The organism is Altererythrobacter sp. BO-6, assembly GCF_011047315.1.
GTDB lineage: Bacteria > Pseudomonadota > Alphaproteobacteria > Sphingomonadales > Sphingomonadaceae > Erythrobacter.
The window spans coordinates 2682031-2702263 of record NZ_CP049259.1 but is presented as its reverse complement, the minus strand read 5'-3'; the positions used below and the strand labels follow the sequence as shown (position 1 = coordinate 2702263).

Genomic DNA, 20233 nt, shown 5'->3' with positions numbered 1-20233 from the left:
ACGCGCGATTGCGAATCCGGTTAATGTGCTCCATATGTTCCGCTATGGCAGAACTGGTAATTCGCAGGGGCCTCGACGAGCCCGAGACAGGCGCGGAATTCGTCCCGCACCGGCCCGCCCGCCCTGAAAAGGCCGATGGCGGGAAGCGTTTCGAACTGGTCAGCGACTATGAGCCTTCGGGTGACCAGCCGACCGCGATTGCGGAGCTTGTTGGTGCGGCAAGGGAGGGCGAACAAACTCAAGTGCTGCTGGGGGTAACCGGCTCCGGCAAGACCTTCACCATGGCCAAGGTGATCGAGACGCTGCAGCGCCCTGCCCTGGTGCTCGCCCCCAACAAGATCCTCGCCGCGCAGCTCTATGGCGAGTTCAAAAGCTTCTTCCCGAACAACGCGGTCGAGTATTTCGTCAGCTATTACGACTACTATCAGCCCGAAGCCTACGTTCCGCGCTCCGACACCTATATCGAGAAGGAGTCGAGCGTGAACGAGGCGATCGACCGGATGCGCCATTCGGCCACGCGCGCGCTGCTGGAACGCGATGACGTGATCATCGTCGCCTCGGTCTCGTGCCTTTACGGCATCGGTTCGGTCGAAACCTATTCGGCGATGGTGTTCGACATCAAGGCTGGCGAGAGCGTCGACCAGCGCGAGCTCATTCGCAAGCTCGTGGCGCTGCAATACAAGCGCAACGACACGGCGTTTGCGCGGGGCAGCTTCCGCGTTCGCGGTGACAATCTCGAGCTGTTCCCCAGCCACTATGAGGACATGGCCTGGCGGTTCAGCTTCTTCGGGGACGAGATCGAAGAGATAAGCGAGTTCGACCCGCTGACCGGCAAGAAAGGTGCAAGCCTCGACAAGGTGCGGGTTTACGCGAATTCGCACTATGTCACCCCCGGCCCAACGATGAAGCAGGCGGCAGAGGCGATCAAATTCGAGTTGCAGGAGCGGCTCAAGGAATTGCACGAAGAGGGCCGCCTGCTCGAAGCGCAACGGCTGGAGCAGCGGACCAACTTCGATCTCGAGATGATCGCCGCAACGGGCTCATGCGCGGGGATCGAGAACTATTCGCGATTCCTGACCGGGCGCCTGCCCGGCGAACCGCCGCCGACCCTGTTCGAATACCTCCCGGAAAACGCACTGCTCTTCGTCGACGAAAGCCACCAGACCGTGCCGCAGATCGGCGCGATGGCGCGCGGCGACCACCGCCGCAAGCTGACGCTCGCCGAATATGGCTTCCGCCTGCCCAGTTGTATCGATAACCGCCCGCTGCGCTTCAACGAATGGGACGCGATGCGCCCGCAGACCTTCTGCGTCTCGGCTACTCCCGGCGGTTGGGAGATGGAACAAACCGGCGGCGTCTTTGCCGAACAGGTGATCCGCCCCACCGGTCTGATCGACCCCCCGGTCGAGATCCGCCCGGTCGAGGACCAGGTCCAGGACTGCATCGAGGAATGCAAGAAAACCGCGCAGCTCGGCTATCGCACGCTTGTTACCACGCTGACCAAGCGCATGGCGGAGGATTTGACCGAGTTCATGCACGAGGCGGGCGTGCGCGTGCGCTACATGCACAGTGACGTCGAGACGCTGGAGCGCATCGAGCTGATCCGCGACTTGCGCCTTGGCGTCTATGACGTGCTGGTCGGGATCAACCTGCTGCGCGAGGGCCTGGATATTCCCGAATGCGGGCTGGTGTGCATCCTCGACGCCGACAAGGAAGGCTTCCTGCGCAGTGAAACCTCGCTGATCCAGACTATCGGCCGCGCCGCGCGCAATGTCGATGGCAGGGTGATCCTCTATGCCGACCGCGTCACCGGCAGCATGGAGCGCGCCCTCGCCGAGACCGACCGTCGCCGCACCAAGCAGCAGGCCTATAACGAAGAGCACGGCATCACCCCGCAGACCATCAAGCGCAACATCCACGATATTGTCGCGCATACGGCGTCGCAGGACAGTGTGACGGTCGAGACAGGCGATGAGGAACGCAACAACCTCGTCGGGCACAATTTGCGCGCTTACATCGAGGATCTGGAGAAGCGCATGCGCGCCGCTGCCGCCGATCTGGAGTTCGAGGAAGCCGGGCGCCTGCGCGACGAAATCCGCCGACTCGAGAACGAGGAGCTGGGGCTATCGGACGGCGAGAAATTCGCACCGGTCAAAGGCAAGTCGACCGAAGGCCGCCCGGGGACGCGCAAAATGCGTTATGGCAAAACGCAGCGGAAGATGCGGTAAGTGGCGATCCCGACAACCTACTGAAAGGAAATGAATTCTCAATGGGCCACATGAAATGGGGCATGATCGGTTGCGGCAGCGTGACCGAGCGAAAAAGCGCCCCCGCCTATTCGGTTGTCGAAGATTTCTCACTCAAAGGTGTGTTTGGCAGGAATCGTAGCAAAGCCGCGGACTATGCCCGACGCCATAATGTCGCGCTGGTGTTCGACAGCGTAATGGAACTGGTGCACTCCGACGAAATCGACGCGGTCTACATCGCCACTCCGCCGGACAGCCACGAGGAATTGGCGCTTGCGGTGGCGGAAGCCCGCAAGCCATGCTGCATCGAAAAGCCCATGGCGCCGAGGTCACAGCGCGTGCGAACGCATCCTTGAGGCATTCGAGAGCCGTAACCTACCGCTGTTCGTCGCCTATTACCGTCGCTCGTTGCCGCGGTTCCGCCGCCTGCGCGAGCTGTTGGACGGCAGGACTATAGGCGATGTGCGCCATGTCCACTGGACCTTGCACCGCGCCAGCCGCCCGGCGGACCATAGCTTCGCGAACGACTGGAGGGTCGATCCCGCAGTCGCCCCCGGAGGTTATTTTGACGATCTGGCCAGTCATGGCCTCGACCTGTTCCACTGGCTGTTCGGTGAAGTGGCCGAGGCTTGTGGCACCGCCACCAACCAGCAGGGCCGATATGCCGCAGCCGATGCGGTTGCTGGTTGCTGGTTGCTGGCAGCACAAGTCCGGCGTGCTCGGTTCGGGAACCTGGAATTTTGCAGCCAGCAGCAGGCTGGATCGGGTGGAGATTACCGGAAGCGAAGGCTGGATAACCTGCTCGATCTTCGAGGAAGAACCCTTGCAAATCGATAGCGGCGGAGCAGTCTGGGAGGAATTTGTCGAAAACCCTGCGATTATCCAGCTCAACCATGTCGCTGCAATGCGCAACGCTCTGATCAGCGGTTCACCGCACCCATCGACCGGCAAGAGCGCCAGTCACACAGCCTGGATCATGGATCGCATCCGTCCTCTGGACTTCGTGGTACCTTAAGCGAGTCAGGTTCCTACCTGTTGACGAACTAATCATGCCGGGGATAGTCGCTAGCCATGAAGCATCTTCTTTGCGCCGCCGCGCTTATCGCCCTTCCCCTAGCCGCGCCTGTCCTTGCCGATGCGCCCGCCGAAAAGGCTTCGGCACCCGCCGCAAAGATCGAGCCGCAGGTCAGAACCCGCGACCTGGTAGGCACCTTCGGCGGCCAGCGGATCAATTATCGCGCGACCATCGGCGAAACGATACTGACCGGCGAAGGCGACAAGCAGGAAGCGGTGATCGTCACCACCAGCTATGTGAAGCAGCCGCGCGATCCCTCGCGTCCGGTGTTCTTCATGTACAATGGCGGGCCGGGTTCAGGCTCGGTGTGGCTGCAGATGGGCGTCTTCGGGCCCAAGCGGGTTGCGATCCCTTCCGATGCGCGCGATGACGGTGCGCCGCCCTATCCGATCCTCGACAATCCTGACAGCCTGCTGGACGTGGCGGACCTGGTGTTCATCGATCCGCCGGGTACCGGCTTCAGCTATCTGACCGAGGGCACTGACCCGAAGAAATACTACGGGCTGGAAGAAGACGCTAAAGCGGTGGCGCAGGTGATCCGCCGCTGGATCAATGATAACGGCCGCTGGAACAGCCCGAAATACCTGGGCGGGGAAAGCTATGGCACCACCCGCACCGCCATGGTGGCGCGTGAACTCGAAGGGCGGACCTTCAACGATGTCGGGCTAAATGGGCTGATCCTGATTTCGACCATACTCGATTTCGCGATGCGCGAGCCCACGCCGGGCAACGAGCTAGCCTATGTCGTGACTCTGCCCAATATGGCAGCCGCAGCATATTATCATGGCAAAGTCCAAGCGCCCTCAGTCGAAGCGATCGCGGAAGAAGCGCGGCAGTTCGCGATCGGTCCCTTCGCCAGTGCGCTGCTCAAGGGACAGGCTTTGCCCGCTGCCGAGCGCTCCGCAGTGCGCGCAGAGCTCTCCCGCCTCACCGGCCTTTCGGAAGAGTACCTGGAACAGGCCAATCTGCGCGTCACCGACCAGCGCTTTTACAAGGAGCTGCTGCGCGACCGGGGCCTCACAATCGGGCGGCTCGATGCGCGCTACACCGGCACCGATTACGACAATGCCGGGGAAACCCCTGATAATGATCCCAGCTTCTATGGCATCGATGCGGGTTACACCGCTGCGATCAACAGCTGGGCACGCGAGAGCCTGGGCTTCCAGACTGACCGTGAGTACCAGTCGATCAGCGGCATCGGCGGGCAATGGAACTGGTCGCTCGGCAGCGGCTGGGGCCGCAATGCCTATCTCAACGTGGCGCCTTTTATTGGCCAGGCGATGCGCCAAAATTCCCAGCTGCGCGTCTTCAATGCACAGGGCTGGTATGACTTCGCCACGCCTTTCTTCGGCGCGGAATATTCACTCAACCGCATGGGCATTCCGCAGGACCGGGTGACGCTGAAATATTACGATGCGGGCCACATGATGTATGTCCGCGACGAGGATCGGACCAAGCTGTCGCAGGATATCCGCGCTTTCATCCGCGCGCGATGAGCCACAGCGTGCTGCGCGCCCTGCCCTTCGCCGCTGTGCTGGCGCTTGCCGGGTGCAAGCCGCCACCGACTGACGCCGACATCGCCGGCGGCGAACCGGCTGCGCTGGAAGGCCCGTCAGAGCCGATCATGTCGCCAGACACCGAAGGCGCGATCTGGGCGCAAAGCCGCACGCCAGGGCGGTTGATCTATGGCATTCCCGGAGAGCCTTCGTTGCTCGCCATAGCCTGTGTCCTGGGCGACGGCGCTCCGGCGATCCGTCTCACCCGCTATGCCGAGGCAGATGCAGAGGCCCAGGCATTTGTCGCGCTGATCGGCAATGGCCATGTCGCGCGCATCCCGATCGACGCGACTGAGAGCGACGGCGCATGGCTATGGGAAACGACCGCACCGGCGGATTCGCCCGATTGGGAAGTGCTGACCGGCAGGCGCGACGTTGCGGTGACTATCCCGGGCGCGGGCCGTCTGGTGCTAAATCCCTCACCCCTCCCTGGCGAATTGATCGAGACCTGTCGCGCCAATGCACCCGACGCTGTAACTAGCGCGGACGCTGTGCCCGCTCCGTAAGCATATCGGCGGTGAGCACCTGCGGCAGTTGCTCGCCCTCCCCGCCCGGCTCGTACCACAGGTAAAGCGGCACGCCCGCCGCACCTTGCTGGTTGAGGAAGGTGCTGATTTCGGCGTCGCGCCGCGTCCAGTCACCCACCATGGCGATCACGCCGGCCTGGTCGAACGCGGCCCGGGTTGCCTCGCGTTCGATCGCCACGCCTTCATTGACCTTGCAGGTTACGCACCAGTCAGCCGTGAACCATACGAACACCGGCTTGCCACTGGCGCGCGCTTCGGCGAGCGCGGCTTCGCTGAAGGCTTGCGGCTTGAGCAGCGATTGCGAAGTATCCGTAACCTGCTCGGCATAGCTGGCGGGTAACGCGAAAAAGCCGAAGATCAGGAAGGGTGCAGCAATCAGCCCAAACGCAGGCCAGGCCATCTTGCCGCGCTGCTGCAAACGGCCCACCACCATCAGCGCAATGATCACGCCTGCGGTCATTACCAGCGCGAACATGGCAAAGCCCTGCCCGCCAATCCGCGCTGTCAGCCACACGAGTGCGAGTGCTGTCAGCCCCATCGGGATCGCCATCACGCGCCGGAAGGTGTTCATCCACGTACCGGGCTTGGGCAGCATGCGCCGCAGCGCAGGTACGAGGCCGATCAACAGGAACGGCAGCGCCAGCCCCAGTCCCAGCGTGGCGAACAGCACCAATGCCTGCACCGGCGGCAGCAACAGCGCTGCACCCAGCGCCACCGCCATGAACGGGCCGGTGCACGGCGTCGCTACAAACGCTGCGAGCAATCCGGTGGCAAAGGCACTGGCCGGCTCGCCGCTGCGCGTGAATGACAGAGAGGGCAGTTCGAACAACCCAGCGAAATTGGCGGTAATCGCCGCCGCCAGCAGCAACAGGAACACGACAACGCCCGGCTCCTGCAGCTGGAAGGCCCAGCCAACCTGCTCGCCAGCGGCACGTAGCGCCAGCATGACCGCACCTAGCGCGACGCAGGCCAGCACGACCCCGGCGGTGTAGGCCAGCCCTTCCTTGCGCGCTTGCGCCTCGCTTTCGCCTGCGCGCGCAAGGCTGATCGCCTTGAGGCTCAGGATCGGGAAGACGCAGGGCATGATGTTGAGCAGCAACCCGCCTGCCAGCGCACCCAAGAGCAGCAACCAGATCGGCGGTGTCTCAGTGGCGGCCTCTCCCGCGATGAGTTCACCGCCGGTCGGCACTGCGCCGGGCTCCGCTTCAAAGCGAATGCCGTTGCCGCCGCCCAGCGACAGAATGCCTTCGATCCGGTCAGGCTCTGCCCCGCCCTTCAACGGGATTTCGACCACAAGCGTGTCGCCATCACGGCGAAACATCTGCGGCGCAGCGTAGTCTGCAACGCGTTCGGTCCGCACGAACAGGTGCGGCTGATTGAGTGCCATCGATGCTGGGATCGGGATCGCCACCCGCAGCTTGCCCGCGCTGAATTCGAACTGGCCCGTACGATCGAGCGGCGGCGCAATCGCAGCACGCCATGCCGGGAAACGCTGATCTGAAACAAACGCTGCCGGGTCACTGACCAGAGTTGCGCTCATCCGGCCCTGTTCGGGCACGCAAATCGCATCGGTACAGGCGAGCCATTGGCCCTCAACCGCTATTGGGACAGGGCCTGACGCCGTGAAGCCGGCCGGCACCGTGATCGGCACCAGCACGCTATAAGGCCCCTTGTAGACATGGTTCATCAGCCCGCTGATCCGCAGCGTCTGCGGCACGGGATAAAGCGGCTCGCCCGCCTGCCAGCCATCCGGCAAGTCCCAGCTCAGCTGCATGCCCAGCCCTGCATCGCCGGGATTCGACCAGTAGCCGTGCCATTCGTCGGAGACCGGCTCAAAATGGATCGCCAATGTCAGTTCTTCACCGGGCACTACAGGTCCGGCAGCATGCAGGCTGGCAACAAGATTGTTGTCTTGCGCGCGCGCGACACCGGCGAGTGCAGCAAGGCTGAGCAACGCCAGCAGGGCCCAAATCGCCCGGAAACGGTTGAACATGCTTGCTTGGGTCACAAATCAGCCTCTAGGGATCACAGATGCAGTTCGCAAACCAATGCTGAAGGTTACAGTTCCCCATGCCTGACTCAACACCTGACAAGCGCGATCTCCTGATCATCGGCGGCGGCCTGGTTGGTATGACGCTGGCGCTGGCGGCGGCGCGCAAGGGCTTTTCCAGCCATGTGGTGGATCGCGCCGATCCCGCCGAACTGACTGCTGAGGGGTTTGACGGGCGCGCCTCGGCCATTTCAACCGCCAGCTGGAACCTGTTCACCAATATCGGCATCGCTGAAGCGCTTGAGCCCTATGGTTGCCCGATCGATTCTATCGCCGTGACCGACCAGATGAAACCTGGCCGGATCGATTTCACGCCCGCACCGCATGACGGCACGCTGGGCCGCATGTTCGCCAACCGCCAGCTGCGCCTTGCGCTGTTCGAAGCCGCCAAAGACGAGCCGCTGATTGCCTGGCACGCACCGGTCGATGTCACCGCGCGCACCCGCGGGGAATTCGGCGTTTCCGCCACGCTGGGCGATGGCACAGTGCTCGAAGCCGCGCTGATGATCGGCGCCGAAGGTCGCTTTTCGCCGAGCCGCGAGGAAGAAGGGCTCAAGATGGCGAAGTGGGACTATCACCACCGCGCCATCATCGTCGGCCTGACCCACGCCAAGCCGCATGACAATGTCGCATGGGAGATCTTCTATCCCGATGGCCCCTTCGCGCTACTTCCGATGCTCGACGGACCGGACGGCACGCATCACAGTTCGCTGGTCTGGACCGTTGACGAGAAGGACGCAGCAGGCGTGCTGAAATTGTCCGACCGGGCGTTCCTGGCCGAAGTGGTCAAGCGGATGGGCGATATTCTGGGAGAGGTGCAGCTCAACAGCCAGCGTTCGTCCTATCCGCTCAGCCTGCAGCACACCGCGCGCATTACCGGCGAGCGGCTGGTTCTGGTCGGCGATTCCGCGCACGGCATGCACCCGATCGCGGGCCAGGGGCTCAATCTGGGATTGCGCGATGTCGGCGCGCTGGTGGAAGTGCTGGAGGAAGCGCGGCGGCTTGGGATGGACCTGGGCGATGCGCAGGCGCTCAAGCGTTACGAGAATTGGCGCGCGCTCGATTCGATCATGGTGATGGGGGCAACCGACGGGCTGACCCGCCTGTTTGGCCTGCGCGGCAAGGCCGCTTCAGCGGTGCGACGCCTGGGCATGGCGGGTGTCCAGCGCATGCCCATGCTAAAGCACTGGTTCATGGACGAAGCCCGCGGAGTCTCTGGCGACGCGCCCGCCCTGCTCCGCGGTTGAACCCGGTTACTGGCCCGGTGCGCCGACCGGGCTGCGCTGCTCAACCGGATTGCCCGCCCCGTCGCGCAAGCGGCCTGGATCAAGCACTGCGGCAGTCTCGATCGTTTCCAGCGCTTCCATCGCCGCGCCATAACGTTGCGCATCGGCGATCCAGGTTTCGGCCTTTTCCGCGCCGGGCAGGTTCTGCACTTCTGCGATGGCCGCATCGACCCGCCCGCTTTCAAGAAACTGCCGCGCGCGCTCCAGCCGCCGCTCGGGCTGCGGTGACGGCGTACTTTCGCGCCGGATCACGAACAGCTGGCCCAGCTCGCGGCGGAAATCGGCCCAGGAATTGATGCCGTCATTCTCGCGCAATTCAGGCGCCAGCCCTTCGAGGCGTGCCAGCAGGACGTCGAGCGTGATCGGATCGCGCGAGAAAGTGATGATGGTCCGCACAGCATTGGGCCAGCTGTCGCCAAACCGCAGGCGCAGCTGATCGGCGAGATAGCCTAGCTCCGCGCCGCGTTCGATCGCACGCCTGGTGGCAAAGGCGATCAGCAGGCCTTCCGCCCGGGCCGCATTGCCGGCCGCCGCTTGCGCCTGCAAGTCAAGCCGTGCCAGCCGTTGTTCTGCCGCAGCCAGGCGCTGGTCGAGCCCACCTTGTTGCTCGGCCACGCGTTCGACCGCTTGTGCAGCGCCGGCGGCCACTTCAGCGGCCTGCGTTTCGGATGCGGACGGCGTGGGCGAGGGAGAAGCAGCCGGATCAACGGCGGGACCGGTACCTTCAAGCGGTGCCGCCACATCGCTTGCCAACTGTGCCGGGGCGTCACTCTCCCCACCAATCGGCCAGAGGAAGTATGCCACCGCAGCCGCGCCCAGCACAAAGGATGCCGCTGCCGCACCCAGGATCGGCCGCAGCGAAGCGCGCTTGCGGCGACTGCCAAACCGTGATTCCATAGCTGTCTGTACCAAAGCCTCTATCCAGCTCCCGACCCGTTTTGCCGCATCATTGGCACATGTCCCGCGCCAAGGCCAGCAGTGCGGGCTCAGCGGGTGTAGAGGCAGACCGCGCGTCAAGCCAGCCCTCGCCGACCGGCTCGAGTATCCGCGGGCCCAGCGCGGCCAACGCAATCGAGCCTCGATCAAGCCCCAGCCGGTCGCATTCCTGGGCAAAATGCTGCGCCGCTCCTGCAGAATGCAGCAGGATCAGCGCCCCTTTTCGCAATTCATTCTCGAATTCGGGTGATATTTCCGTGTCTTGCACCCGATAGACGACACGAAGTATCAGCTCGGTACCGGGTGGCAGCTGCAACGGGACATGATCCTCTCCCGCCAGGCGCAGCAGGCACCGGGGCCCCGGTTCGAGTGTATCGAGCAATGCTTGAAGTCCGCCCGTGCCGCTGGCCGCGACCCTGAATCCGGCCTTCTCTGCCGCTGCCGCAGTCGTCTTGCCGACCGCCAGAACCGGCAAATGATGCAGAGCCTCCAGCTTGTCCCCTCCGTGACGAAAAGCATTGGCGCTGCCGACCAGCAGGGCATCGATCCCGCCGAGTTCAGGCAGCGTCCAGCCGCACGGCGCAATGCGCGACAGCGGGAAACCGGTGATCGGCAGACCGTGTGCGGCTCCGACCGCTATGGTGGAAGACAGCCCCGGCTCGGGCCGGATCGCGAAAACCCGCATCAGGCGGGCGTTGCCCCGAAATGCGGCACCATGCCGGGGGTCAGCTGCGCCAGCAGGTCATGGCCCAGTTGGGTGACCCAGTTGTGATCGCTTGAGGAACCGCTGGCGCTGGCTTCGATCCGCTCGCTGCCGTCAGGGCTGAACAGCGCGCAGCGCAGTGTCAGGCTTTCATCCTTAGCAGTGGTCAGCACCGCAATCGGGCTGTGACAATTGCCGCCCAATGTCTTGAGCAAGGCCCGTTCTGCCATCACTGCCGCGTGGCTGGGAGCGTGGTCGATCACCGCCAAGGCAGCCGCAGTCACGCTATCGTCGGCGCGACGTTCGATACCGATCGCCCCTTGGGCCGGGGCCGGTAGCCAGACCTGCGGATCGAGCCGCGCGCCGATTGCATCCTCGCCCAGCCGGTCAAGCCCGGCAGAGGCCAGCAGCGTGCAATCAGCTTCCCCCCGCTCAAGCTTGGCGAGCCGGGTCGCGACATTGCCGCGGAACGAGACAACCTTGCAATCAGGCCGCGCATGAAGCAGCTGCGCGGGCGCGGCGCGGCGCGCTGGTCCCCACGGTCGCGCCTGCGGGGATATCGGCAATGCTGGCGGCACCGACCAAGCGGTCTGCCGTATCCGCTCGCGGAAGCACCGCGGCAATCCGGAGCGTATCCGGCCGCAAGGTCTCGACATCTTTCATCGAATGGACCGAAGCGTCGATCCGCCCTTCGTGGAGCCAGTGATCGAGCTCTTTCGTCCACAACGCCTTGCCGCCGATTTCCGCCAGCGGCCGGTCGAGCACCTTGTCACCACTGGCCAGCACCGGCACCAGTTCGACCTCGTCCTCAGCCCAGCCATGTGCCTCGCACAGGCGCCTGCGCGTTTCATAGGCCTGCGCCATGGCGAGCGGAGAATTGCGCGTGCCGAGCCGGATCTTGGGTGTCGTTTCAGTCATTGCTGCGCTTGCTCTAACCCCGCAAACCTCTAAGGGAAAGTGCCATGAGCACAAAGCCGCGGATCGTTTTGGGCATTGAATCCAGTTGCGACGAAACCGCCGTGGCATTGGTGGCGAGCGATCGGACAATACTGGCCCAGCAGGTCGCCTCGCAAGTGGCCGAACACGCACCCTATGGCGGGGTCGTGCCGGAAATCGCGGCGCGCGCGCATGCCGAAAAGCTCGCGCCGATGCTCGGCAGCGTGATGCGCGAGGCTGGCCTGACGCTGGCCGATTGCGACGCGATTGCGGCGACCGCCGGGCCGGGCCTGATCGGCGGGGTGATGGTCGGGCTGGTCACAGCTAAGGCGCTGGCGATGGCTTCGGATACGCCGTTAATGGCGATCAACCACCTCGAAGGACACGCTCTGAGCCCGCGGCTGGCCGATCCCGCGCTCGAATTTCCCTATTTGCTGCTGCTGGTTTCAGGCGGGCACTGCCAGATCCTGTTGGTCGAAGGCGTGGGCGATTATCGCCGCCTCGCCACCACCATCGACGACGCGCTGGGCGAAGCCTTTGACAAAAGCGCTAAAATTCTCGGCCTTGGCTATCCCGGCGGTCCGGCGCTGGAACGGCTCGCCAAACAGGGTGATCCGCAAGCGGTGCCCCTGCCGCGCCCGCTGGCGGGCTCAAGCGAGCCGCATTTCTCATTCGCCGGGCTAAAAAGCGCCGTTTTGCGCGCGAAAGAGAGCGGCAGGCACGCCGATGCCGATATCGCCGCAAGTTTCCAGCAGGCCGCGATCGATTGCCTGACCGACCGGCTGGAGCATGCGCTGGACCGGATTGATCCGCCGCCGCACCTGGTTGTCGCAGGCGGTGTTGCAGCAAACCAGTCTGTGCGGACCGCGCTTGAAGGGCTTGCTTCGCGCCGCGCCATGGGCTTCACCGCTCCGCCAATGGCGCTGTGTACCGATAATGCCGCGATGATCGCTTGGGCCGGCTGCGAGCGGCTGCCGCTGGGGCAGTTCGACAGGCTCGATGTGGCCGCGCGGCCGCGCTGGCCGCTCGACCCCGCAGCCGAGCCGGCGCGCGGGGCGGGGGTCAAGGCATGAGCCGCCCTGCCCCCGTAGGCGTGCTGGGCGCCGGTGCCTGGGGCACGGCGCTGGCGCAAATGCTCGCGAGCGACGGGCGCGAAGTGCTGATCTGGGCGCTTGAGCCCGAGGTCGTGAACGAGATCAACCGCGACCATCGCAACACGCCTTATCTGCCGTCAGCCACGCTCAACCCCACCATCCGGGCAACCGGCAGACTCGCCGATTTCGCTGGTATCGACATTGTGCTGGCGGTCACCCCCGCGCAACACCTTGGCAACGTGCTGGGCCAGATGACCACGGCACCGCGCGACCTGGTGCTGTGCAGCAAGGGAATCGAAGCGGGCAGCGGACGTCTGATGAACGATGTCGCTCAGGAAGCCGCGTCTTCAAGCGAAGTGGCGGTGCTTTCCGGCCCGACCTTTGCGCATGAAGTCGCCGCAGGCCTGCCGACCGCCGTGACGCTGGCATGCAGCGGCGGCGAAGCCCAGTGGGACCGGCTCGCCCCGGCGATCGCCCGCCCCACGTTCCGCCCGTATTACAGCGAAGACGTGACAGGCGCGGAGATTGGCGGATCTATCAAGAATGTGCTGGCGATTGCCTGCGGCGTGGTTGAAGGGTTAGGCCTGGGCCAGAACGCGCGCGCGGCACTGATCGCGCGCGGCTATGCAGAGATGCTGCGGTTCGGCGAGGCATTGGGCGCAGAGCGCGACACACTGGCCGGCCTGTGCGGGCTTGGGGATCTGGTGCTCACTTGCAGCAGCACGTCCAGCCGCAACTTCTCGCTCGGCAAGGCGCTGGGTGAAGGCGGCGATGCCGGGGCGCTGATGGCCGATCGGCGAACCGTGGCCGAGGGGGCCTACACAGCGCCGGTGCTGATGCAACTGGCGCAGCAACGCGACATAGCCATGCCGATCGTCGCGGCGGTCAATGCCCTGCTTGGCGGCGCCGCACCTGGACGGGTTGTGCAGGAGCTTCTGTCCCGCCCGCTTACCACTGAACGCGGCGAACCGGCGTGACTGCTCCCGCATCGCCCGGCAGCACCGCGCCCGATCACGGCGACGACATGGCAACGCTCGCCAAGGGCGGCCGCACCAACACGCTGGGTTTCCTGATCCGCCTGATCGGCGGCATCCCGTTCCTGTTCATCGGCTACCGGCTCTACGGGGTCGAGGACATGGGGCGCTTTGCCGCCGCCTTCGTGGTGATCGAAATCTTCGCGCTGATTTGCGCACTTGGCGAAAAGCGCGGGCTGGCCCAGCGCCTGACTGAAGGGGCGGACGAAGCAGGTGAAGCCAAGGTCAATTTGGTGTTCGACGGGATGCTGGCGTCGCTGGTCGTCTCAGCGCTGGTTGCAAGCATGCTCCTGATGTTTCCGGCAATCATGTTCCCGAATGGCATGAGCGGCCCGGCGGATATCTGGATGGTCGCGGCAATCCCCGCTTTCGCGTTGACTGAAATCCTGCTCGCGGCGCAAGCCTACAAATACGATATCGCCACAACCGTGCGCGCGCGCGCCGTAGTGGAGCCGTGGACAAAGTCGATCGCGGTGATCGCCTTTTTCTACATTCCAGGGATGCGCGAAAGCGGCCTTGCGCTGGCTTTTCTCGCTGCGATCTATGCCGCGATGCTGACCGCGCTGTGGTCGTTCGTACGGACATATGGCTTGCCCAAGGCATGGCGCCCGCGCCCGCGCTATCTTGGTAACATGGCACTGCGCGCGCTGCCGCTGGTGGGTGCAGACGTGATCGAACGCGGCACCCGCCTGCTCGACGTGTTCCTGCTCGGGCAGTTCACCTCCGAGAGAGCGGTGGGCATCTACTTCTTCGCCAAGGAAGTGGCGAGCCTGCCGCAGAAGCTGAAAACGAGTTTCGAGCCGATCCTCTCTCCGGTGGTCACGAAAAACCTCAAGATCGGCAATTATTCCGCCATAGCCGCGCAGGTGCGCCAAGTGGGCTTCTGGATTATCGCGGTACAGGTGGCGATTGCGCTGGCGCTGGCGATACCGGGAGAAGCGGTGATGGGCCTGGGCGGCCCCGCCATCGTCGGCGGCACCGGGGCGCTGGCCTTGCTGCTCGCAGCGGAAGTTGTCGCATCGATGGCGGTCGTATCGGAAAGCGTGCTGGTCTACATGGCGCGCAAGCGCAATCTGGCGATCTCGATCGGGATCATCGCGCTGCAAGGCGCCCTGACGGTAGGCCTGATTTTGGCCACCGAAGCGCTGATGCTGAGCGAAGGGTTCAAGGCTGCAGGCGCTGCCATGGCGCTGTTCCTGGCGCTGGGCGTGTCCAGCCTGATCAAGGCCTTGCTGCTCAAGCGGCTTCTCAAGGCGCCGGTCGGCAACTGGCGCTGGGGCTTGGTGTGGGCTACGGGACCGGCAGTCGTTGTCGGCTTCCTCGCCACCCTGCTGCCCGAATGGGCCGAGTTGGTATTTGGCATTCCGGCAATCCTGCTGACCTATGGCTATGTCATCTGGCATCGCGGGTTTGGCCCGGAAGACCGCGTGCTGTTCCGCCGCAATATCGGCGGCGATGCCGCTTGAGGGTAAGCGGCTTGGCAGACAAACGCCCGCGCTGCTAAGCGATCCGATTATTGCAGATGGAGATGACCAGCGTGACAGCCGCAGAATTCATCGACGCCTATTGGCCATATATCGCGATCGCCGTGGTCGCGGTGCTGATCGTGTTGTGGCTTGCCAACCGCAAGACTTCGGTCATCCGCGAAGGCTTGGCGAAGGACGTGCTCGACGAAGGGGCGGAACGCGCGCGGCGCAACCAGGCGCTGATCGACGCCGCTCCGGCAGAACCCCCGCCGCAGCCGGCCGCAGCTGCAGTTCGAGTCGATGGCGACGATCTGACCCGGATCAAGGGTCTTGGCCCCAAGATCGCCACCATTTTGAACGAAATGGGCATCACGCGCTTTGCGCAGATCGCCGATTGGGACGAGGCCGACATCGACCGGATCGACGCGCAACTGGGACGCTTCGAGGGCCGTATCCGGCGTGACAGCTGGGTGGAGCAGGCTAAGTTCCTCAGCCAGGGCGATGAATCCGGCTTTTCTGCCAAATTCGGCCAGAACGGATGATTCTATAGGCGCATTGACGCTAAACTGTGTTAGCCTTGCTTGACACTCACGAGTCGAGGAGGATTGACATGGCTCAGCCGTGCGTCCTGGTGGCCGAAGACGAATGGATTATCGCAGCCGATCTCTGCGCCACTGTGGCAGAGGCGGGTTTTCATGTCGAAGGCCCGCATCGTGACATTTCCTCCGCCATGCTCGCTTTCCAGAAGCACAAGCCTGACGTGGCAATTCTCGACGTTAGGCTCGATGATGGCACGGTCTTCGCGCTTGCCCGAAAACTTGCGGATGAAGACGTGCCGATCATTTTCCATTCGGGCTATTCAAGCGAGGCAGAAGTCGCTGAACTTTTCCCGGGCGCCACGACCTTGCGCAAGCCCTGCCCGCCAGCGAAAATGATCGCTGCAGTTAACGGAATGCTGGGATCAGCCTAAACCGCGGCTTTCTTGACATGCGCAGTTTCTGTATCTCCCATGGGAACAGTGGGAGAAAATGATGATCAAACGTCTATTCGTGACCGCCGCTGCTTGCACTGCAGCCGCTCTATCCGTGCCAGCCATCGCCTCATCGGAGCCGCATCTCGGCGAAATCGCCACCTTTGGCTTTGACTTTTGCCCGCGCGGATGGGCCGAAACCAATGGAGCGGTCCTGAAAATTAGCGATCACATCGCGTTGTTCTCACTTCTCGGCACACGCTTCGGCGGCGATGGTCGAACAACCTTCGCCCTACCGAAAATCAGCAGTCCGGATGTAAAGCATTGCATAGCGATGGAAGGCATTTTCCCCGCCCGCGGTTGAACCAAGCACACTTGCAGTCATTCGCCTGACCTGCGAAAGGCGACACAAATTTAGTTTCAGGAGAAACCAATTGGCCGGAATGGTTCCCTTCAACTGGGAAGACCCCTTCGATCTTGAAAGCCAGCTGACCGAAGACGAGCGGATGATCCGCGACGCAGCGCATGGCTTTGCCCAAAGCGAGTTGCAGCCGCGCGTGATCAAGGCTTTCGCCGACGAGATCGATGCACCAGAGCTCTTCCCGCTCTTCGGCCAGGCGGGCCTGCTGGGTGCGACCATACCTGAGGAATATGGCGGCGCAGGCGCAAGCTATGTCGCCTATGGCCTGATCGCGCGCGAGATCGAGCGGGTCGACAGCGGCTATCGCTCGATGGCTTCGGTCCAGTCCTCCCTCGTGATGTTCCCGATCTACGAATACGGATCGGAGGAACAGCGCCGCAAGTACCTGCCCGGCTTGGCCTCCGGCCAGCTGATCGGCTGCTTTGGCCTGACCGAGCCCGACGCCGGCTCTGACCCCGCAGGCATGAAGACCGTCGCCCGCAAGGATGGCGACGGTTACGTGCTCAACGGCTCGAAGACCTGGATCTCCAACGCGCCCTTCGCCGATGTCTTCGTCGTCTGGGCGAAAAGCGAGGAACACGGCGGCGGCATTCGCGGCTTCGTGTTGGAAAAGGGCATGAACGGGCTTTCCGCGCCCAAGATCGAAGGCAAGATCTCGCTCCGCGCCTCAACCACCGGCATGATCGTGATGGACGATGTGAAGGTCGGTGCCGATGCGCTGCTGCCCAACGTGCAAGGCCTGAAAGGGCCGTTCGGTTGCCTCAACCGCGCGCGTTACGGCATCAGCTGGGGCGCAATGGGCGCCGCCGAATTCTGCATGCACGCCGCGCGGCAATACGGGCTCGACCGCAAACAGTTCGGCCGGCCGCTCGCCGGCACGCAGCTGTTCCAGAAGAAGCTCGCCGACATGCTGACCGATATTGCGCTTGGCCTGCAAGGTTCATTGCGCGTCGGGCGCCTGATGGACGAAGGCCGTTTTGCGCCGGACATGATCAGCGTGGTGAAGCGCAACAATGTCGGCAAGGCGCTCGATATCGCACGAATGGCGCGCGACATGCACGGCGGCAATGGGATCAGCGAAGAATACCAGGTGATCCGCCACATGGTGAACCTGGAAACGGTCAATACCTACGAAGGCACGCATGATGTCCACGCGCTGATCCTGGGCCGCGGGATCACCGGGCTGGCAGCGTTCTGATGAAGCTCTTCGGATATTTCCGCAGTTCCACCACCTACCGGCTGCGCATCGCGCTGGAGCTGAAAGGGATCGACTACGAATATATTCCGGTAAACCTGCTCACCAGCGAGCAGAAGGGTGAAGCCTTCACCAGCCGCAACCCGTTTGGCAGCGTGCCGATGCTGGAGGCGGACGGACGCGACCGGGCGCAGTCGATGGCGCAGCTCGAATGGCTGGATGAGGCATATCCGGAAAAGCCGCTGCTGCCTGCCGACTTGGAAGATCGCTACACCGCACGCGAGCTGGCCTATGCCATCGCCACTGAAACCCACGCGGTGAACAATCTGCCGGTCCTGAAGTACCTCAAGGACCCGCTAGGTCATTCGCAGGAAGAGATCGAGATCTGGTACCGCCATTGGCTGCAGCGCACCTTTGCGCCGCTGGAAGCGCGGCTGGCGCAGCTGGGCGCAGGAGATTTCCTGTTCGATGCACCGGGGCTGTTCGAAGTCGTGCTGCTGCCGCAGTTCTACAATGCCGAACGCTTCCAGTTCGATTTCAGTGACAAGCCACACATCATGCGCATCGCCCGGGCCTGCCTTGCCCTGCCCGCATTCCAGCGCGCGCACCCTGACAACCAGATCGATAATCCAGAAAGAAGCTCATGAAACTTGCCAGCATCAAAGACGGCACTCGCGACGGCAAACTGGTCGTCGTCTCGAAAGACCTCACCCGTTATTGCGCGGCAGACAATATTGCCCCGACCTTGCAGGCCGCGCTCGACAATTGGGCAGAGGTCGCGCCGCAGCTGGAAGTGCTGGCAATGGATGTCGAGCATGAAGCGGTGCCGTGCGAGCGCTTCCACGAGCGCGAGGCGCTCTCGCCTTTGCCCCGCGCCTATCAGTGGGCGGATGGTTCGGCCTATATCAATCACGTCGAGCTGGTGCGAAAGGCGCGGAACTCGGAAGTTCCGGAAAGCTTTTACCACGACCCGCTGATGTACCAGGGCGGCAGCGACAGCTTCCTCAGCCCCCGCGAGGACATTCCCGCTGGGCGATGTGGCCTGGGGCTGCGACATGGAGGGCGAAGTCGCCGTCATTACGGACGATGTGCCGATGGGTGTCTCTGCCGAGGATGCCGCAGGCCACATCAAGCTCTTGATGTTGGTCAACGACGTGAGCTTGCGCGGCCTGATCCCGGGCGAGCTGGCCAAGGGGTTCGGCTTCTTCCAGTCCAAGCCCGCGAGCGCCTTCTCACCCGTGGCGGTGACGCCGGACGAGCTGGGGGATGCGTGGAAGGATTCGCTGATACACTTGCCCTTGATGGTTGATTACAATGGCGACGCCTTTGGCCGGGCAGAGGCCGGCGTCGATGCCACGTTCAACCTTGCGCAACTGGTTGCGCACGCCGCGAGGACGCGCAAGCTGTGTGCGGGCACCATCATTGGTTCGGGTACTGTCAGCAACAAGGGCGCGGATGGCGGCCCTGGCAAGCCGGTGAGCGAAGGCGGGCTCGGCTACAGCTGCATCGCAGAAATCCGCATGATCGAAACGATCTATGACGGCGCACCCAAGACCCGCTTCATGCAACCGGGCGACACCGTGCGGATCGAAATGCGCGATGCGCACAATCACTCGATCTTCGGCGCGATCGAGCAGAAGGTCGTGGCGGTCTAAAGCTCGCGCATCCAGAATTGCAGCGACTTGGGGCTTTCGGCCGCTTCGCCGTGATCGCGCCAGGCGATGTGGCAAGTGAGGCCGTTGACTTTGGCATAGCCCCGTCCAAGCCAAAAACTGTCGAGTGGGCGATAGCTTTCCGGTCGCGCGGGATGATCGTCGGGCCGGATGACTGAGGCAAACGCGGCGTAACGGGCGCCGCACGCGCGGGCGTGCGCCTCGCGCTGGTCGAAAAAGGCATGGCCGATCCCCTGCCCGCGACAATCGGGCAGCAGCACGCTCTCGCCAAAGTAGAAGACTTCGGACGTATCGAAGCCAAATGCTTCGACCGGTTCGCGAATTTCGCGCTCTTGCGCCGCCATAGGTGATCCTGTCGAGGCGCCGACGATCCGTTCGCCATCGCGCGCCAGCACCAGCACAGCATCTTCAGATGCGGCAAAGGCGCGCAAATAATCCTCTTCGTAGGCCACGTCGCCATCATAGAGATAGGGCCACTCGGCAAACACGCGGATGCGCAGCTCCGCCAGCGCCGGGATGGCGGGAAGGATCGCCGAGCCGGTCAGAGCTTCGATCTTCATGACCCGTCCTGGTGCGGGACCGCGGCTATAACCGGCTCATGACCCCAGTGCTCGAGCGCGCGCAGGATATCGGCGCCCGCAAGTCCGAACGTCCCCGTATTGCGCAGCGGGTGGACATTGACCCGCTCGGCCGCCGCCAGCCCGGCGTCGATCACCACCGTGACGCTGCCCGGTGCCGCATTGATCATCGCCAGTGGCGTGACCGAACCGGGAGATATCCCGATCAGCCGCTCCATGTCATCCGCCTTGCCGAAGCTCACCCGCTTGCACCCGATCACCTTTGGCAACGCCTTCAGGTCGACCCGCGCTTCGGCAGGCACGGTTACCAGCCAGAACACCCCGCCAGCGTCTTTCAGGAACAGGTTCTTCGTGTGCGCGCCGGGAATTTCGGCGTCTACCTGCCGGCTTTCCTCGACCGTGAACACGGCGATATGCTCATGCGCGGCGTATTCGATGCCAAGCGCGGCAAGGTCTGCATAGAGCCGCTCCTCGCTCGTCATGCGCG

The 20233-nt window shown here is 63.6% G+C and carries 19 protein-coding genes and 2 pseudogenes; 15 read left to right on the top strand and 6 right to left on the bottom strand.

Annotated features, from left to right (window positions below):
- The first annotated feature begins 44 nt into the window (after nt 1-44).
- The 5 genes from uvrB to G6N82_RS13125 all read left to right on the top strand — a co-directional run bounded on the left by uvrB (nt 45) and on the right by G6N82_RS13125 (nt 5383).
- Nucleotides 45-2228, top strand: coding sequence for an excinuclease ABC subunit UvrB (gene uvrB / locus G6N82_RS13140; RefSeq protein WP_165197125.1), 2184 nt, complete (start codon nt 45-47; stop codon nt 2226-2228).
- A 41-nt stretch (nt 2229-2269) separates the two neighbouring features.
- Nucleotides 2270-2602 (top strand): Gfo/Idh/MocA family oxidoreductase, encoded by a 333-nt coding sequence (locus tag G6N82_RS14895; protein ID WP_206520220.1) that lies wholly within the window; start codon nt 2270-2272, stop codon nt 2600-2602.
- Nucleotides 2603-2907: 305 nt separating this feature from the next.
- The gene (locus G6N82_RS15085; protein WP_241255110.1) at nt 2908-3261 is read left to right on the top strand and encodes a hypothetical protein; all 354 of its coding nucleotides are present in this window, start codon (nt 2908-2910) and stop codon (nt 3259-3261) included.
- Between the two features lie 56 nt (nt 3262-3317).
- On the top strand, nt 3318-4817 hold the full coding sequence (locus tag G6N82_RS13130) for a peptidase S10 (RefSeq protein WP_165197123.1): 1500 nt from the start codon (nt 3318-3320) through the stop codon (nt 4815-4817).
- A complete protein-coding gene (locus tag G6N82_RS13125) occupies nt 4814-5383 on the top strand; it encodes a hypothetical protein (RefSeq protein ID WP_165197121.1) in 570 nt (189 codons plus the stop codon). Before G6N82_RS13130 ends, G6N82_RS13125 begins: the two co-directional genes overlap by 4 nt.
- Here G6N82_RS13125 and G6N82_RS13120 read toward each other — a convergent pair.
- Complete coding sequence (locus tag G6N82_RS13120) at nt 5355-7412, bottom strand: thioredoxin family protein (RefSeq protein WP_346773735.1); 2058 nt, start codon at nt 7410-7412, stop codon at nt 5355-5357. The two genes, G6N82_RS13125 and G6N82_RS13120, sit on opposite strands and share 29 nt — an antisense overlap.
- A gap of 62 nt (nt 7413-7474) precedes the next feature.
- On the opposite strand from G6N82_RS13120, the gene G6N82_RS13115 reads away from it, so the two are divergent.
- A complete protein-coding gene (locus G6N82_RS13115; protein ID WP_165197119.1) occupies nt 7475-8701 on the top strand; it encodes a UbiH/UbiF/VisC/COQ6 family ubiquinone biosynthesis hydroxylase in 1227 nt (408 codons plus the stop codon).
- Nucleotides 8702-8707: 6 nt separating this feature from the next.
- Here the strand turns inward: G6N82_RS13115 and G6N82_RS13110 are convergent, their stop codons facing one another.
- The 3 genes and pseudogenes from G6N82_RS13110 to hemC form a co-directional block, all read right to left on the bottom strand.
- Complete coding sequence (locus G6N82_RS13110; RefSeq protein ID WP_165197117.1) at nt 8708-9637, bottom strand: hypothetical protein; 930 nt, start codon at nt 9635-9637, stop codon at nt 8708-8710.
- 49 nt (nt 9638-9686) lie between these two features.
- A complete protein-coding gene (locus tag G6N82_RS13105; RefSeq protein ID WP_165197115.1) occupies nt 9687-10361 on the bottom strand; it encodes a uroporphyrinogen-III synthase in 675 nt (224 codons plus the stop codon).
- A pseudogene (hemC, locus tag G6N82_RS13100) lies at nt 10361-11243 on the bottom strand (hydroxymethylbilane synthase). The gene G6N82_RS13105 and the pseudogene hemC overlap by 1 nt, the downstream one beginning before the upstream one ends.
- 98 nt (nt 11244-11341) lie before the next feature.
- On the opposite strand from hemC, the gene tsaD reads away from it, so the two are divergent.
- The 9 genes and pseudogenes from tsaD (at nt 11342) to G6N82_RS13055 (ending at nt 19150) form a co-directional block, all read left to right on the top strand.
- Entirely contained in the window at nt 11342-12388 is a 1047-nt protein-coding gene (tsaD, locus tag G6N82_RS13095) for a tRNA (adenosine(37)-N6)-threonylcarbamoyltransferase complex transferase subunit TsaD (protein ID WP_165197113.1), read from the top strand.
- On the top strand, nt 12385-13386 hold the full coding sequence (locus G6N82_RS13090; RefSeq protein WP_165197111.1) for an NAD(P)H-dependent glycerol-3-phosphate dehydrogenase: 1002 nt from the start codon (nt 12385-12387) through the stop codon (nt 13384-13386). Before tsaD ends, G6N82_RS13090 begins: the two co-directional genes overlap by 4 nt.
- A gap of 47 nt (nt 13387-13433) precedes the next feature.
- Nucleotides 13434-14909 (top strand): lipopolysaccharide biosynthesis protein, encoded by a 1476-nt coding sequence (locus G6N82_RS13085; RefSeq protein ID WP_165198257.1) that lies wholly within the window; start codon nt 13434-13436, stop codon nt 14907-14909.
- A 62-nt stretch (nt 14910-14971) separates the two neighbouring features.
- On the top strand, nt 14972-15451 hold the full coding sequence (locus G6N82_RS13080) for a hypothetical protein (protein WP_165197109.1): 480 nt from the start codon (nt 14972-14974) through the stop codon (nt 15449-15451).
- A 68-nt stretch (nt 15452-15519) separates the two neighbouring features.
- Nucleotides 15520-15879, top strand: coding sequence for a response regulator (locus G6N82_RS13075; protein ID WP_165197107.1), 360 nt, complete (start codon nt 15520-15522; stop codon nt 15877-15879).
- Between the two features lie 58 nt (nt 15880-15937).
- Nucleotides 15938-16243, top strand: coding sequence for a phage tail protein (locus tag G6N82_RS13070; protein WP_206520215.1), 306 nt, complete (start codon nt 15938-15940; stop codon nt 16241-16243).
- A 79-nt stretch (nt 16244-16322) separates the two neighbouring features.
- Entirely contained in the window at nt 16323-17498 is a 1176-nt protein-coding gene (locus G6N82_RS13065; protein WP_165198255.1) for an acyl-CoA dehydrogenase, read from the top strand.
- Nucleotides 17498-18142 (top strand): maleylacetoacetate isomerase, encoded by a 645-nt coding sequence (maiA, locus tag G6N82_RS13060; protein ID WP_165197103.1) that lies wholly within the window; start codon nt 17498-17500, stop codon nt 18140-18142. The genes G6N82_RS13065 and maiA overlap by 1 nt, the downstream gene beginning before the upstream one ends.
- Nucleotides 18139-19150: pseudogene (locus G6N82_RS13055) on the top strand (fumarylacetoacetate hydrolase family protein). Before maiA ends, G6N82_RS13055 begins: the two are co-directional and overlap by 4 nt.
- On the opposite strand, the gene G6N82_RS13050 reads toward G6N82_RS13055, so the two are convergent.
- Together G6N82_RS13050 and G6N82_RS13045 are read right to left on the bottom strand one after the other, a co-directional pair.
- Nucleotides 19147-19728, bottom strand: a complete 582-nt coding sequence (locus G6N82_RS13050; RefSeq protein WP_165197101.1) for a GNAT family N-acetyltransferase — start codon at nt 19726-19728, stop codon at nt 19147-19149. The pseudogene G6N82_RS13055 and the gene G6N82_RS13050 sit on opposite strands and share 4 nt — an antisense overlap.
- A complete protein-coding gene (locus G6N82_RS13045; RefSeq protein ID WP_165197099.1) occupies nt 19725-20228 on the bottom strand; it encodes a prolyl-tRNA synthetase associated domain-containing protein in 504 nt (167 codons plus the stop codon). Before G6N82_RS13045 ends, G6N82_RS13050 begins: the two co-directional genes overlap by 4 nt.
- Between the last annotated feature and the right edge of the window lie 5 nt (nt 20229-20233).